This window comes from Janthinobacterium sp. GW822-FHT07A03, assembly GCF_058798815.1.
Genome location: NZ_JBXAKW010000005.1, coordinates 225669 through 240091, shown reverse-complemented (window position 1 = coordinate 240091; position 14423 = coordinate 225669). Strand labels below are relative to the sequence as shown.

The 14423-nt window shown below is 67.6% G+C and carries 12 protein-coding genes; 6 read left to right on the top strand and 6 right to left on the bottom strand.

Annotation, left to right across the window (positions count from 1 at the left end; translation table 11 throughout):
* Positions 1 to 40: 40 nt before the first annotated feature.
* Both AC1RJW_RS15965 and AC1RJW_RS15960 read left to right on the top strand, forming a co-directional pair.
* Positions 41 to 1213 carry an MFS transporter gene (locus AC1RJW_RS15965; protein ID WP_493045769.1) on the top strand — a complete coding sequence of 391 codons (1173 nt, stop codon included), beginning with the start codon at positions 41 to 43 and terminating at the stop codon, positions 1211 to 1213.
* A gap of 4 nt (positions 1214 to 1217) precedes the next feature.
* Complete coding sequence (locus AC1RJW_RS15960) at positions 1218 to 1904, top strand: DAPG hydrolase family protein (protein WP_493045768.1); 687 nt, start codon at positions 1218 to 1220, stop codon at positions 1902 to 1904.
* 10 nt (positions 1905 to 1914) lie between these two features.
* Here AC1RJW_RS15960 and AC1RJW_RS15955 read toward each other — a convergent pair whose 3' ends face one another.
* Genes AC1RJW_RS15955 through AC1RJW_RS15945 form a run of 3 tightly spaced genes read right to left on the bottom strand, consistent with a single transcriptional unit; the run spans position 1915 to position 7630 of the window.
* The gene (locus AC1RJW_RS15955; RefSeq protein ID WP_493045767.1) at positions 1915 to 3288 is read right to left on the bottom strand and encodes an efflux transporter outer membrane subunit; all 1374 of its coding nucleotides are present in this window, start codon (positions 3286 to 3288) and stop codon (positions 1915 to 1917) included.
* A complete protein-coding gene (locus AC1RJW_RS15950; RefSeq protein ID WP_493045766.1) occupies positions 3288 to 6434 on the bottom strand; it encodes a multidrug efflux RND transporter permease subunit in 3147 nt (1048 codons plus the stop codon). Before AC1RJW_RS15950 ends, AC1RJW_RS15955 begins: the two co-directional genes overlap by 1 nt.
* Positions 6435 to 6460: 26 nt before the next feature.
* A complete protein-coding gene (locus AC1RJW_RS15945) occupies positions 6461 to 7630 on the bottom strand; it encodes an efflux RND transporter periplasmic adaptor subunit (protein ID WP_493045765.1) in 1170 nt (389 codons plus the stop codon).
* Positions 7631 to 7763: 133 nt separating this feature from the next.
* On the opposite strand from AC1RJW_RS15945, the gene AC1RJW_RS15940 reads away from it, so the two are divergent.
* Positions 7764 to 8513: a response regulator gene (locus AC1RJW_RS15940; RefSeq protein WP_493045763.1), complete on the top strand. Its 750-nt coding sequence runs from the start codon at positions 7764 to 7766 to the stop codon at positions 8511 to 8513.
* Complete coding sequence (locus AC1RJW_RS15935; RefSeq protein WP_493045762.1) at positions 8513 to 9598, top strand: ATP-binding protein; 1086 nt, start codon at positions 8513 to 8515, stop codon at positions 9596 to 9598. The genes AC1RJW_RS15940 and AC1RJW_RS15935 overlap by 1 nt, the downstream gene beginning before the upstream one ends.
* Here the strand turns inward: AC1RJW_RS15935 and AC1RJW_RS15930 are convergent.
* Positions 9595 to 10485, bottom strand: a complete 891-nt coding sequence (locus tag AC1RJW_RS15930) for a LysR family transcriptional regulator (protein ID WP_493045761.1) — start codon at positions 10483 to 10485, stop codon at positions 9595 to 9597. The two genes, AC1RJW_RS15935 and AC1RJW_RS15930, sit on opposite strands and share 4 nt — an antisense overlap.
* A gap of 115 nt (positions 10486 to 10600) precedes the next feature.
* Here AC1RJW_RS15930 and AC1RJW_RS15925 point away from each other — a divergent pair, with 115 nt between their 5' ends.
* The gene (locus AC1RJW_RS15925) at positions 10601 to 11599 is read left to right on the top strand and encodes an aldo/keto reductase (protein WP_493045760.1); all 999 of its coding nucleotides are present in this window, start codon (positions 10601 to 10603) and stop codon (positions 11597 to 11599) included.
* A 106-nt stretch (positions 11600 to 11705) separates the two neighbouring features.
* Positions 11706 to 12344, top strand: coding sequence for an NAD(P)H-dependent oxidoreductase (locus tag AC1RJW_RS15920; RefSeq protein ID WP_493045759.1), 639 nt, complete (start codon positions 11706 to 11708; stop codon positions 12342 to 12344).
* 59 nt (positions 12345 to 12403) lie between these two features.
* Here the strand turns inward: AC1RJW_RS15920 and AC1RJW_RS15915 are convergent, their stop codons facing one another.
* Positions 12404 to 13714 carry an ATP-binding protein gene (locus AC1RJW_RS15915; protein WP_493045758.1) on the bottom strand — a complete coding sequence of 437 codons (1311 nt, stop codon included), beginning with the start codon at positions 13712 to 13714 and terminating at the stop codon, positions 12404 to 12406.
* Positions 13708 to 14373: a response regulator transcription factor gene (locus tag AC1RJW_RS15910; protein ID WP_493045757.1), complete on the bottom strand. Its 666-nt coding sequence runs from the start codon at positions 14371 to 14373 to the stop codon at positions 13708 to 13710. Before AC1RJW_RS15910 ends, AC1RJW_RS15915 begins: the two co-directional genes overlap by 7 nt.
* Positions 14374 to 14423 lie beyond the last annotated feature (50 nt).

Sequence of the window (14423 nt, the reverse complement as noted above, 5' to 3'; positions counted from 1 at the left end):
TCCGATTAACGGTTTTTAACGCAAGCACCGGGGGAGGCGCATGTCCAGCCGCAGTATATCGAAGACAGGAACGTGCACGCTCCTGTCCGTTGCCAGCCTGACCATCATGGTGGGATGCGTGCTGGTCCCGGGATTACCGTCCATCGCCGCGCGCCTCGGGGTGGCCGACGCCGCCAGCTGGCTCGTCACGCTGCCCTCGCTGGGCGTGGTGCTGTCCGGCCCCTTCGCCGCCATGCTCATGCAGCGCCTGGGACTGCACCGCACCCTGCTGGCGGGGCTGTTCCTGTACGGCTTGCTGGGCGTCTCGGGCATGTTTTTGCATGGCCACCTGGCCGTGTTCGCCAACCGTTTCCTGCTGGGCGCGCCGACGGCGCTCGTGATGGCCTCGGGCACGGGACTGATCTCGGCCTTGTTCAGCGGCCAGGCGCGGCTGCGCATGATCGCCAGGCAAGGCATGACGATCGAACTGGGCGGCATGCTCTTCCTTGCGCTGGGCGGCCTGCTGGCCACGGCGGGCTGGCGCTATCCCTTCCTGCTGTATCTGGCCTCGTGGGTACTGCTGGCCTTCGCCTGGCGCTGCGTGCCGGCACCCGGGCCGGCCGGGGATGCCGGCATGGATGGCGCGCCGCCGGCGCCCGGCCCGTCGCGCGCCCTGCTCCTCGTCCATGCGCTGGCCGCGCTCTCCATGACGGTGTTTTTCGCCGCCATCATCGTTCTGCCCCTGCGCCTGCAGCAGCTGGGCTGGAGCGAGGACCGGGCCGGGTATCTGCTTTCCTTCGTGTCGCTGGTGGCCGTGGTGGCCGCCTGGCTGATGCTCCAGGCGGTCCGGCGCCTGCATGAACACGGCACCCTGGGCGCCGCCTTCGCCTGTTATGCGCTGGCACATCTGCTGTTTGCGGGCGCCGCCGCACTGCCCGCGCTGCTGGCCGGCGCCGTGGCGCTGGGGATGGGCTTCGGCCTGTCCGTACCGCTGTGCACGCACATGACGGTCGAGCGCAGCCACTTGCCCAGCCGCAACCGCAACCTCGCCTATCTCTCGATGGCCATCTTCGGCGGGCAATTTCTCTCTTCCTTCATGACGTATCTGCCCGGCAGCCACGCCACGATGTTTGCCGCCACGGCCGCGCTGGCCCTGCTGGGCGCGGCCGTGGCGGCCGCCCCGCTGCTGCGCCGCCGCGCCGCGACTGTCTCCACCACCCGCACTGAAAGGTAAGACCATGGATCTCAACGACGTCCACGCCCTGCTGCACCCCGCTCCCCTGGCACTGGAAACGGGCTTCGAACGGCTGCCCAGCGGCGTGCTGCACGTGGCGTGCCGCACCGACTTGCCAAATTGCACTGGCGAGATGTTTGAATGGTGGTTCCGCTCGCGGCCCGACACGGAGCGCTACCTGATGTGGCACCCGGTCGACCACCTGGCCAGCGGCTGGATCGAAGGCAGCGCCGGGACGCACGTCGGCTCCATCCATCTGGCGGAAGAATTTTTCAGCGGCATGCCGGCCGAACAGCTGGCCATCCAGTTCCGCGATCCCCGTGAATTCTTCGAGGGACGACAATACGAGGCGGCGCGGGCCGAGGGCCGCATTTCAGCCGCCGTGTGCGCCAGGGTGGGCATGAGCTATGCGCCGCCCCGCACGGCGGACGGCGCCGTCACCGGCGGGCGCCTGCTGCACATGGGCCGCGACACGGCCTGGGGCATGACCTTGCGCAGCCATTTCTACATGGGCCAGGACTTGCCGGCCGCCGGCCACAGCCCGCAAGAGATCGCCGCCCTCTTCCCCGATGCATTCGCCCGCGCCCTGCTCATGCATTGCTACAACGAATTCACCTTCCTGGCGCAATTCCTGCGTTCCCACTACCAGGCGAAGCACCGCGACAGCGTGCCCGTGGCGCTGCCCTGGTAGGCGAGAAGGTTCACTCCTCGAGGCCGCCCCCCAGTGCCTTGTACAGCGCCACGGCCGACTTGAACTGGTCGCGCCGCGCGTCGAGCAGGGCTTGCTGGGCCGCATACGACTGGCGCTGCGCGTCGAGCAATTCCAGGCGGCTGTCCTGGCCCGCGTCGTAGCGCAGCTGCGACAGGCGCTGGCGCTGCCGCGCCGCCGCCACCACGCGCTCTTGCGCGGCGATCTGCTGCGCAAACGTGGCGCTCCCGGCCAGGCCGTCGCGCACGTCGCGAAACGCCGCCTGGATCGCCTGTTCGTATTGCAGAACAGCAACATCCTTGCGCAGCCGCGACAGCTGCAGTTCCGCGCGCAGCTGGCCGCTCTGGAACAGCGGCTGCGTCACTTGCGGCGCGAACGACCAGCTGCGCGCGCTGCCGCGGAACAGGTCGCCCAGCTCCGGGCTGGCAAAGCCCAGCGACGCCGTCAAGGACAGGCGGGGGAAGAAGGCGGCGCGGGCGGCGCCGATTTCCGCATTCGCCGCCGCCAGCGCGTATTCGGCCTGCAGGATGTCGGGCCGGCGCGCCAGCAAGTCCGACGGCAGGCCGGGCGGCAGCTGCGTCAGCACGGGCTGGCCGTCGAGCGGCCGGCCGGCGGGCAAGTCCGTTGGCAGCGGCGCACCGAGCAGCAATTCCAGGCTGTTGCGCGAAAGTAGACTGGCCCGTTCGCGCGCCTGCACGTCCGCTTCCGCTGTCGCCGCCTGCCCTTCGGCTTGCGCCACGTCAAGGCCGCTGCCCTGCTGCGCGCCGTGCAGGCGCTGCGTCAGGACCAGCGCCTGGCGCCAGTCAAGCAGCGTTTGCCGGGCCAGCGCCAGCTGATCCTCGGCCAGGCGCTGCTCCAGGTAGGCGTCGGCCACGGCGCCGATCAGGGCCATATGCGCGGCGCGCTGGCCCTGCTGCGTGGCCAGGTAGCGGGCAAACGCCGCGTCCGACAGCGAGCGCAGGCGGCCGAACAGGTCGATCTCGAACGCGCTCATGGCGATGCCGGCTGTGAACTGATTCTGCGTCACCGCATCGGCGCCGCGCTGGCGCACGCCGCCCGCATTCGCGCCGACGGCCGGATAGCGGCCCGCATCCTGGATCTGGTACTGGGCCCGCACGGCTTCCACGTTGAGCGAGGCCACGCGCAAGTCGCGGTTGTTTTCCAGCGCGATATCGACCAGGCGCTGCAGGCGCGCATCGAGCAGCATCTGGCGCCAGCCCAGGGCGGCCGCGGTGTCGGCCGCGGCTGGCGCGGCAGATTCTGCATAGCTGGCCGGTATCGGTGCCGCCGGCTTGACCAGCGGCGGCGTCAGGGAACACGCCGACAAGGCCAGCGCGGCCAGGGGCGTGAGAAAAAAGAAACGCATTACAACTCTCCTTCCACCGCCTTGACGGCGATGCGATCACTGCGTTTGTTGAAGTACATACCCATCTTGTCGACGGCGCCCAGCACCACGACAAAGAACACGGGCACGAAAAACACGGCCAGCACGGTGGCGGTAATCATGCCGCCGAACACGCCCGTGCCGATCGCGTGCTGCGTCTCGGCGCTGGCGCCCGTGGCCAGCATCAGCGGCACCACGCCCAGCGCGAACGCCAGTGACGTCATCAAAATCGGGCGCAAGCGCAGGCGCGCCGCTTCCACTGTCGCCTCGACCAGCCCCTTGCCCTGCGCCCGCAGCTGGCGCGCATATTCGACGATCAGGATGGCATTCTTCGCCGACAGGCCGATGATCGTGATCATGCCCACCTTGAAGAACACGTCGTTCGGCATGCCGCGCAGCATCACGGCCAGCACGGCGCCCAATAAGCCCAGCGGCACCACCAGCATCACGGAGACGGGAATCGACCAGCTTTCATACAGGGCCGCCAGCACGAGGAAGACCACCAGCATCGACAGCGCCATCAGCATGGGCGCCTGCGACGCCGATTCCTTCTCCTGCAGCGACTGTCCCGTCCACGCCAGCGCGAAGCCCGGCGGCAGCTGCTTCACCAGACGCTCCATTTCCAGCATGGCGTCGCCGCTCGACACGCCGGGCGCCGCGCTGCCGGAAATGCGCGCCGACGGATAGCCCTGGTAGCGCACCAGCTGCAGCGGCGACTCGCTCCATACGGGGCGCACCAGCTCGCCCAGGGCCACCATGCCGCCCGCGTTATTGCGAATGCGCAAGGCCAGCACGTCGTTCAGTTGCATGCGCGACGGCGCATCGGCCTGGATGATCACTTGCTGCATGCGGCCCGCGTTCGGAAAATCGTTGACATAGGTCGACCCCATTGCCGCCGTCAGCATGTCGGCAATCGCCGTAAACGGCACGCCCAGCGCTTCGGCCTTGGTGCGGTCGATATCGAGGCGCACGCTGGCGCCGGGCGGCAAGCCGTCCGGATACACGCCCGCCACCTTGCTGCTTTGCGCAGCCAGGCCCAGCAGCTGGTTCTGCGCCGCCTGCAAGGCCGCGATGCCCTGGCTGGCGCGGTCTTGCAGGCGCAGCGAAAAGCCGGACGAGTTGCCCAGTTCATCGATGGCGGGCGGCATCAGGCTCATGATCACGCCCTCCTTCGCCTGCGACATGGCTTCCTGCGCCAGCGCCACTTCTTCCTGCGCCGTGGCGCCGTTGCGCTGTTTCCAATCCTTCAGCATGGTGAACGCCAGGCCCGCATTCGGCCCCGCGCCGGAAAAGCTGAAGCCGAGGATCGATTGATTTACCTCAATGCCGGGCCGCGTGGCCACGTGCTGTTCGTACAATTTGACGACATCGAGCGTGCGCTCCATGGTAGCGTCGGACGGCAGCTGGATCGAGGTGATGAAATAGCCCTGGTCTTCCTCCGGCAAGAAGGCCGACGGCAGCTGCATGAAGGCCACGCCCAGCGCCGCGACAATGGCGCCGTAGACGACCATCGAACGGCCGGCGCGTTTCAGCATCGCCACCACGCCCTTTTCATAGCGGGCCGTCATGCGGTCAAACTGGCGGTCGAACCACCGGAAAAAGCCTTTTTTATCATGGTCATGCGGTCCGATGGGTTTCAACATCGTGGCGCACAGGGCCGGCGTCAGGGTCAGCGCCAAAAAGGCCGAGAACAAAATCGACACCGCCATCGCCAGCGTGAACTGGCGGTAGATGGCGCCCACGGAGCCGCTGGCCAAGGCCATCGGGATGAACACGGCCGTCAGCACCAGGGTGATGCCGACCACGGCACCCGTGATTTCGCGCATGGCCTTCGACGTCGCTTCCTTCGGCGACAGGCCTTCGGTCGCCATCAGCCGCTCCACCGCTTCCACCACGACGATGGCGTCATCGACGATGATGCCGATGGCCAGCACCATGCCGAACATGGTCAGCACGTTGATGGAATAGCCGGCCAGCAGCATCACGGTAAATGTGCCCATCAGGGCGATCGGCGCGACGATGGCGGGAATCAGGGTGTAGCGTATCTTTTGCAGGAACAGGTACATGACGAGGAAGACCAGCACCATCGCCTCCAGCAAGGTGACGATCACCTTTTCGATCGAGATCTTCACGAACGGCGCCGTATCGAACGGCACCGAATACTTGATCCCGGCCGGCATGGTATGCGCCAGTTCGGCCATGCGCGCGCGCACGGCGCTGGCCGTCCGCACGGCGTTGGCGCCCGGCGACAGCATGATGGCGGCGCCCGACGCGGCTTGGCCGTTTTCGCGGATGCTGAAATTGAAGCTTTGCGCGCCCAGCGACACTTTCGCCACGTCGCCGATGGTCACTTTCGAGCCATCCGCATTCGCGCGCAGCACGATGGCGGCAAATTCGGCCGGCGTGTGCAGCTGGCCCTGCACCGTCAGCGGAATCGTCACGCGCTGGCCGTGCACGGCGGGCGAATCGCCGAGGCGGCCCGGCGCGATCTGCGCATTCTGCTGCGCGATAGCGGCCGTCAGCTCGCCCATGGCGATGTTGTACGACACCAGCTTGGCCGGATCGACCCAGATGCGCATGGCCCGCTCGGAACCGAACAGCTGCACCTTGCCCACGCCGGGAATGCGGCGCAGCTCTTCCGTCACATTGCGCGCCAGGTAGTCGCCCAGCGCCACTTCGTCATGCTGGCCATTGTCGGAGATCAAACTGACGATCATCAAAAAGCCCGACGACGCCGATTCCACCGTCAAGCCGTTTTGCCGCACGGCTTGCGGCAGGCGCGGTTCGATGGCTTTCAGGCGGTTCTGCACGTCCACCTGGGCCATTTCCGGATCGGTGCCCGGCTGGAAGGTGACGGTGATCGAGGCCGAGCCCGAGGTGTCGGTGGACGACTCGAAGTACAGCAGGTGCTTGACGCCCGACAGTTCGCGTTCGATCAGGCTGACCACGGAATCGTTCATGGTTTGCGGCGTGGCGCCAGGGTAGTTGGCGCTGATGCTGACGCTGGGCGGCGCCACGGAAGGAAAACGCGCAATCGGCAATTGCGGTATGGCGATCAGTCCGAACAGGACGATGAAGACCGCCACCACCCACGCAAAGACCGGGCGGTTGATGAAAAACTGAGGCATGTGGTTACACTTTCAATAAGTACGGATCAGCGCACGGCGCTGACGACGGGCGCAGTGGCGACGGCGGCGGCGGCGGCGCGTTTCCATGGCTGCGGCGCGGCGGTGGCGCCCGGCTGCAGGCGTTCCTGGCCTTCGACGACGACGGTGTCGCCCGCCTTCAGGCCGCCGCTGACCACGTACTGGTGCTCGACCACGTCGCCCACGGTAATCGCTTTCAGGCTGGCTTTGTTCGTGCCGTCCAGCACCCAGGCCTGCGCCTGGCCGCCGCTGCTGCGCAGGACGGCTTGCTGCGGCAGCAGCATGCCATTGGCCTGCACGGCGCGGGCGATGCGGGCGCGCACGAACATGCCCGGCAAGAGCTGGCGCTGCGGATTGTCGACCAGCACGCGGATGACTGCGTCGCCCGTGCCCGCATCGACGCTGATGCCCGAGAACAGGATGCGGCCCGTGACGGGATGCGGCTGGCCATCGGCGCCTAAAATGGTTACGGGCAGCTTGTCGGCACCGCCAGTACCCGAGGCTTGCAGCGCGGCCAGCGCGGCGGCCGGCTGGCGCACGTCGACATACACCTTGTCGATCTGCTGGATGCGCGCCATCGGCGCTGCATCGGCCAGGCCCACGAGCGCGCCTTCCGTCACCAGTTCGGAGCCGATGCGCCCGGCAATCGGCGCCTCGATGCTGGCAAAAGCCAGGTCCAGGCGGCGGCGCGCCAGGGTCGCGCGCGCCTGCGCCACGGTGGCCACGGCTTGCTCGCGCTGGGCCACGGCATCGTCATACGCCTGGCGGCTGATGGCGTCCGCCTCCACCAGCGGTTTCAACCTGTCCGCCTGGCTGCTGGCGCGGTTCGCCGTGGCCACCGCGTGCTGCAGGGCGGCGGCGGCCGAATCGACGTCCGCCTGGAATGGCGCCGGGTTGAGCTGGAACAACTTCTGCCCCGCTGTCACGTCGGCACCCTGCTCGAACTGGCGGCGCAGCACGATGCCGCCCACCTGCGGGCGGATGTCGGCCGTGCGGAAAGCGGCCACCCGGCCCGGCAATTCATCGCTGAGGACGACGGGCGCCGCTTGCAGCTTGAGCACCGTGACGGCGGCGGGCGGTGCCGCCGCCTCTTCCGGCGCGGGTTTGGAACAGGCGGCAAGGCTGAGCAGTGCCGCGGCGATCAACATGTTTTTCTTGGTGAAGTGGCTCGGATGCATGGTCTTTCTCTATGGCAGATCCCAACCGGCGGTCCGGTCGACAGATAAGCGCAGCATAAAAGGCCAAGGTGGACATTTCGTCAAAGAAATGTGGAGATTCGATGGAGAGAAAGAAGAATGCTAGACTATTTGCATGAACTATCATCACAGCGCCAGCCAACCCTCCTTTCTTGCCACCACGCCCCCTTCCGCCCTCGTCCTGATCGCCGAAGATGAACCGCAAATCGCCCGCATCCTCGCCGGTTACCTGGAGCGCGACGGCTACCGCACGGCCTTCGCCCTCGATGGCCAGGAAGCGCTGCAGCAGCACCTGGCGCTGGCGCCGGACCTGCTGCTGCTCGACGTGCAGATGCCCCGTGTCGACGGCTGGGGCGTGCTGGCGGAAGTGCGGCGGCGCGGCGAGACGCCCGTCATCATGCTGACGGCCCGCGACCAGGATGCCGACAAGCTGGCCGCCCTGCGCGTGGGCGCCGACGACTACATCATCAAGCCCTTCAATCCGGCCGAAGTGGTGGCCCGCGTGGCGGCCGTGCTGCGCCGCTCGCGCGTGCGCCACCACCCGGTGGGCGGCCAGCGCCTGCGCTGCGGCCCCATCGAAATCGACCAGGAAACGTACGTGGCCAGCGTGCTGCGCGACGGCGCGCCCGTGCCCTTGAGCCTGACCTTGACGGAATTTCGCCTGCTGGCGCACCTGGCGCGCACGCCGCGCCGCGTCTGCAGCCGCCTGGAATTGCTGGAGTCATGCATGCCCGAAAGCAATTCGATGGAACGCACGGTGGACAGCCACGTCAGCAAGCTGCGCAAGAAACTCGAGGAAGCGGGCGTGATGAACATGCCGGCCAGCCTGCGCGGCGTGGGCTACCGCCTGGAAAGCGACGCCTGATGCGCTTCACTGGCCTGAACCGGCAGATCGTGCTGTCGATGTCCGTGCTGATGGTGTGCAGCATCCTGATCATCTGGATCGGCTCGTGGATCTTCTTCGCCGTCGCCTTCAAGATCGATCCCGGCATGCTGTCCGAGCCCGACGACTGGTCGCCCAGCACCGTCGAATGGCTGTGGATCTTTGCCATCACCATCTTCGGCCTGGGGCTGGCCGCCTTTTTCGCCTTCAAGCTGGCCGCGCGCATCCTGAAACCGATCAATTCCGTGATGGACAGCGTGCGCCGCGTGGCGCATGGCGACCTGTCCGCGCGCGCCTTCGCGGGCGACCGCAGCCTGGGCGAGACGGCCATGCTGGTCGATGACTTCAACAGCATGGCCGAGCGCCTGCAGCGGGGCGCCAAGGAAAGCGAAACGTGGAATGCGGCCATCGCGCACGAACTGCGCACGCCCGTGACCATCCTGCGCGGCACCTTGCAGGGCGTCGTCGATGGCGTCTTCAAGCCCGAGGAAGTGCCGTTTTCCAGCCTGCTGGCGCAGGTCGAGGACCTGGGCCGCCTGATCGAGGATTTGCGCACCCTGAGCCTGGCCGACAGCGGCCACATGCAGCTGCGCATGGCGTGGACGGACCTGACCCTGGAAATCGAGGAAGTGCGCCGCCTGCTGGCGCAGGAAATGGAAGCGGCCGGTTTTACGCTGCAGCTGCACCTGTCCGACCATCCCGTCTGCTGCGACGCGGCGCGCATCCGGCAAATCGTGCTGGCCCTGCTCGACAACGCGCGCCGCTATGCGCAGCCGGGCCTGCTGCGCGTGCGCACCCGCGTGCAGGCCGGCCAGTACTACCTGAGCATCGAGGATGCGGGCCCCGGCATTGCAAAGGAACTGGCGCCGCACGTGTTTGAGGCGTTCCGCCGCGGCGACAGCGACGGCGGCGACCTGAACGCGGGCAGCGGCCTGGGCCTGGCCGTGGTCGAAGCCATCGCGCGCGCGCATGGCGGCAGCGCGGCCTGCACGCGCGGCAAGGCGGGCGGCAGCGTGTTTACCGTCAAGTGGCCGGTCGAGCACGGCGCGCCGCCGGCCGCTGCCTAGGCAACACCGTCGGTGCGGACCATGTCGACAAAGGCGCGCAGCACGGGCGGCATCTGCCGCCGGCCCGGGTAGTACAGGAAGTAGCGGGACGGCGGCGGCAGGCAGCGCTCCAGCACGCACGCCAGGCGCCCCGCCGCGATATCGGCGCGCGCATCGGCTTCGTACACATACGCCAGTCCCGCCCCGTCGCGGGCCGCGCGCAGCATCAGTTCATCGTCGTCGAACACCAGCGGCCCGCCGACGGCGATGCTGACGGCGTCTTCCTCCCGCCCGAATTCCCACGCATACTGGCGCCCGCTGGGAAAGCGCCGGCCTATGCAGGCGTGCGCAAGCAAGTCGCGCGGCGTGCCTGGCGCGCCATGCGCCGCCAGGTAGGCGGGCGACGCCACCACCACGAACGGCTGCGGCGCGCCCACGGGCACGGCGATCATGTCGGCCGCCACCTGTGCGCCGAAGCGGATGCCCGCGTCAAAACCGTCGCGCACGATATCGATCATGCCGTCATCGGTGACCACTTCGACCTGCACGCGCGGATAGCGGGCCACAAAACCGGCCAGCATGGGCCCCAGCAGCAGCCGGGCGGCCGGACGGGGCACGTTCAGGCGCAGCTTGCCTGCGGGCACATCCTGCAAGGCGCTCAAGTCCTGCAAGGCATCGTCGATCTCGCGCATGGCCGGCGCCAGCCGCGCCAGCAGCTGCTGCCCCGCCTCGGTCGGCGTGACGCTGCGCGTGGTGCGATTCAACAGGCGCACGCCCAGACGCTCTTCCAGCGCGCGCAATGCGTGGCTGAGGGCGGAGGCGGACACGCCCCGTTCGAGGGCCGCCTGGCGGAAGCTGCGCAGGCGGGCGACGGCGGCAAAGGCCGTCAATTCGTTGAGGTCAGTCATTGTCGAGGAAAAAAATTCATGAACAAAATTCAGTAATGCATGCAGGATTAGGCATCTTATCGCATGCTGTTGCGTCATCCATACTCCTTGCATCTTTTTTTGAAAGGAAATGACAATGGAACACAGAACACTGGGCCACTCCGGCTTGCGCGTCGCCCCCATCGGCCTGGGCTGCATGGGCATGAGCTTTGCCTACGGCGGCGCCGACGAGGCCGCCTCGCTGCGCGTGCTGCACCGGGCAGCGGAACTGGGCGTAACCCTGATCGACACGGCCGAAGTCTACGGCCCCTACGCCAACGAGGACTTGGTAGGCCGCGCCCTGAAGCAATTGCGCGGCAAAGTCAGCGTGGCCACCAAGTTCGGCTTCAAGATCTTGCCTGAAGGAAAAGGCGTCGAACGCATGGCCGGCGTCGACAGCCGCCCCGAACACATCGTGCAAGCCGTGGAAGCGTCGCTGTCCCGGCTCGGCATCGAGTGCATCGACCTGCTGTACCAGCACCGCGTGGACCCGGCCGTGCCCATCGAAGACGTCGTCGGCACCATGGCGGAGCTGGTGCGGGCCGGCAAGGTGCGCCACCTGGGGCTGTCGGAAGTGTCGGCCGCCACCCTGCGCCGCGCCCACGCCGTGCATCCGATTGCGGCCGTGCAGTCCGAATACTCGCTGTGGAGCCGCGACGTGGAAGCGGACGTGCTGCCCGCCTGCCGCGCGCTCGGCATCGGTTTCGTGCCCTACAGCCCGCTGGGCCGGGGCTTCCTGACGGGCCGGCTCGCATCCGCCGCCACGCTGGCGCCAGACGATTACCGCCACAGCCTGCCCCGCTTCCAGCCGCCGGCGATGGCGGCCAACGCGCATATGGTTGCCGAATTGCAACGCCTGGCGGCGGCGCGCGGCGCCACGGCGGCCCAGCTGGCCCTGGCCTGGCTGCTGGCGCAAGGCGACGACATCGTGCCGATTCCCGGTGCCCGCAGCCTGGCCCACCTGGAAGAGAACGTGGCCGCAGCGCAACTCACCCTGAGCGGCGCCGAGCTGGCCGCCATCGGCGCCGCCATCGCGCCCGCCAGCGTGCAAGGCGCGCGCTACCCGGCAGTGGAGCTGGCCATGGTGGGGCTGTAAAGGGCAAGAGACAGCTCATCTATACAACTCTTTGAGGGGCCGCACTTGAAATGGCTGAATCCGCTATCATTTCCAGTCTGAACTATTCACTCTGAAAGGGATTCACATGTCCGATTTGCTCGAAACACTGCAATGGCGCTACGCCACCAAGAAGATGGACCCGGCGAAAACGGTGCCGCAAGAGAAGGTCGAGCGCATCCTGGAAGCCGTGCGCCTGACGGCCAGCTCCAGCGGACTGCACCCGTATGAAGTGTTCGTCGTGACGAATCCGGCCATGCGCGAGCAGATCAAGCCGCACGCGTGGAACCAGTCGCAAGTGACGGAAGCCTCGCACTTGCTGGTGTTTGCCGCCTGGGACAATTACACGGCAGAACGCATCAACGCCCGCTTTGACCTGGTCAACACCGTGCGCGGCTTCAAGAACGAAGGCTGGGAAGCGTACCGCCAGCAAATTCTGGCCACGTATCCGCAGCGCGACGCGGAAACCAACTACCAGCACGCGGCGCGCCAGGCGTATATCGGCGTGGGCACGGCCCTGATCGCCGCGGCGCAGGAAAAAGTCGATTCGACGCCGATGGAAGGTTTTGACCCGGCCAAGGTCGATGAAATCCTGGGCTTGCGCGAAAAAGGCTTGCGCTCCGTCGTCATGCTGCCGCTCGGCTACCGCGCCGGCGAAGGCGACTGGCTGGTGGACCTGAAAAAAGTGCGCCCTGCACGCGAGCAATTCATCACTGAGCTGGCCTAAGCGCCTCACGCGTGACTGAAAAGCGGATGCCCTCGCCGGCATCCGCTTTTTTTTTGCGGTCAGGCGGGCTGCGGAAAGCGCACCGTCACCTGCAGGCCCCGCCCCGCCTCGCCCTCGGCCAGCGCGATATCGGCCTGGTGATGTTCGGCGATGTGGCGCACGATGGACAGGCCCAGGCCGCAGCCCCAGGCGTCGTTGCCGTCGGGGCGGAAGAAGCGGTCGAACAGCCGTGCATGGTGCTGGCGCGGCACGCCGGGGCCGTTGTCGGAGACGCGCAGCAGGGGCCGGCCCTCTTCCAGAGCCGCCTGCAGATCGACCCTGCCGCCCTGCTGCGTGTAGCGCAAGGCGTTGTCGATCAGGTTATTCAACAACACCTGCAAGCCGTCGGGATCGGCCTGCACCAGCACCGGGGCCGGCAGCGTCTCCACCACGCCCAGGTCGATCGCGCGGCTGTCGGCCAGCGCGCTGTGGTCGGCCACGGCCGCTTCCAGCAACTGTCCCAGGTCCACCGTGTGCAGCTGGCTGGCCGCCAGCGCCGTTTCATGGCGCGCCAGGCTCAATAGCTGGCGCACCAGGTGCGTGCTGCGGTCCAGCCGTTCATGCAGGCGCGCCAGCGCCACGCGGCGCTCTTCCTCGCTGCCGGCCCGCTCGGCCACCTGCAGCTGCAATTTCAGCGCCGTCAGCGGCGAACGCAATTCATGCGCGGCATCGGCGACAAAGGTGCGCTGCGCCGTCAGCGCCGCCTCGAACTGCCCCATCAGGCTGTTGAGCGCCAGCGCCACGGGCCGCAGTTCAGGCGGCATGTCGTCGGCCGCCAGCGGCGTGAGCGTATCCGGCGAACGCCCGGCCACCGATTCGGCCAGGCGGTGCAGCGGCGCCAGAGCGCGCCCCACGACGGCGACGATCAGCAGCGCCAGGATCAGCGCGAACACCAGCAGGGGCGCGCCCGCGCGCATGGTCATCTGCCAGGCCAGCTGGTCGCGCACGGCCTGCGCCTGCGCCACCTGCACGTAGCGGCCGCGCCGCGTCTCGCCGTACAGGCGCCAGTCCTCGCCGTGCACCGTGACATCGGCAAAGCCGGCCAGCGCATAGCGCGGCAATGCCGGCTGGCCCTGCAGGACGGGCAATGGCTGCCCCTCCTCGTCCCACGCCTGCAGCACGAACGCTTCTTCCGGCTCCTGCGCGGCGGCCAGGCCCGTCTGCGGCTCGAACTCGTCGGGCAAGGCCACGGCCAGCTGGCGCAGCTGCAAGTCGGCCAGCTCATTGGTTTCTTCCAGCAGCGAGCGGAACAGCGAAATGCCGGCGCCCAGCACGCACAGCAAGGTGGCGGCCAGCAAACCGAGCAGCAATTGGCGGCGGATGGTCAGCAAGATGCCGCCCGCATCTTGTAGCCCACGCCGCGCACGGTCTGGATGGCGTCCGCGCCCAGCTTCTTGCGCAGCTGGTAGACGTAGACGTCGACGGTATTGCTTTCCACTTCGCAATCCCAGCCGTACAGCTTTTCGCTCAGCTGGCGCTTCGACACCACCTTGCCCGGATGGTCGAGCAAGGCGCGCAGCACGGAAAACTCGCGCGGCGGCAGCTTGATCTGCTCGCCCTCGTATGTGACGTCGTGGCTGGCCAGGTCCAGGATCAGCGCGCCATGCTCGATGACGGAGCGCGAACGGCTGACCCGGCGCCGCAGCAGCGCGCGGATGCGCGCCAGCAGCTCGTCGAGATCGAACGGTTTGACCAGGTAATCGTCGGCGCCGCTGTCGAGTCCTTCCACGCGGGCCGGCGTGCCATCGCGCGCCGTGATGATCAGCACGGGCAACTCGGCGCCCCGCGCGCGCATGGCGCGCAGCACCTCCATGCCCTCCTTACCGGGCAAGCCCAGGTCCAGCAGCATCAAATCGTAGGCGAAGCCGGCCAGCGCCAGCTCCGCATCGTGGCCATCGCGCACCCAGTCCACGGCATAGCACTCGCCGCGCAAGCCCTCGACCAGGCTTTCCCCGATCATCGGATCGTCTTCCACCAGCAACACGCGCACCTGGGTCCCTCGCAGTCTTGAAAATACCGCTATCTTAACGTGGCTGGGGG

Excerpts from the sequence above, each read along its gene's own strand:
- AC1RJW_RS15965 (WP_493045769.1), top strand. The coding sequence starts at position 41 with ATGTCCAGCCGCAGTATATCGAAGACAGGAACGTGCACGCTCCTGTCC.
- AC1RJW_RS15960 (WP_493045768.1), top strand. The coding sequence starts at position 1,218 with ATGGATCTCAACGACGTCCACGCCCTGCTGCACCCCGCTCCCCTGGCA.
- AC1RJW_RS15955 (WP_493045767.1), bottom strand. The coding sequence starts at position 3,288 with ATGCGTTTCTTTTTTCTCACGCCCCTGGCCGCGCTGGCCTTGTCGGCG.
- AC1RJW_RS15950 (WP_493045766.1), bottom strand. The coding sequence starts at position 6,434 with ATGCCTCAGTTTTTCATCAACCGCCCGGTCTTTGCGTGGGTGGTGGCG.
- AC1RJW_RS15945 (WP_493045765.1), bottom strand. The coding sequence starts at position 7,630 with ATGCATCCGAGCCACTTCACCAAGAAAAACATGTTGATCGCCGCGGCA.
- AC1RJW_RS15940 (WP_493045763.1), top strand. The coding sequence starts at position 7,764 with ATGAACTATCATCACAGCGCCAGCCAACCCTCCTTTCTTGCCACCACG.
- AC1RJW_RS15935 (WP_493045762.1), top strand. The coding sequence starts at position 8,513 with ATGCGCTTCACTGGCCTGAACCGGCAGATCGTGCTGTCGATGTCCGTG.
- AC1RJW_RS15930 (WP_493045761.1), bottom strand. The coding sequence starts at position 10,485 with ATGACTGACCTCAACGAATTGACGGCCTTTGCCGCCGTCGCCCGCCTG.
- AC1RJW_RS15925 (WP_493045760.1), top strand. The coding sequence starts at position 10,601 with ATGGAACACAGAACACTGGGCCACTCCGGCTTGCGCGTCGCCCCCATC.
- AC1RJW_RS15920 (WP_493045759.1), top strand. The coding sequence starts at position 11,706 with ATGTCCGATTTGCTCGAAACACTGCAATGGCGCTACGCCACCAAGAAG.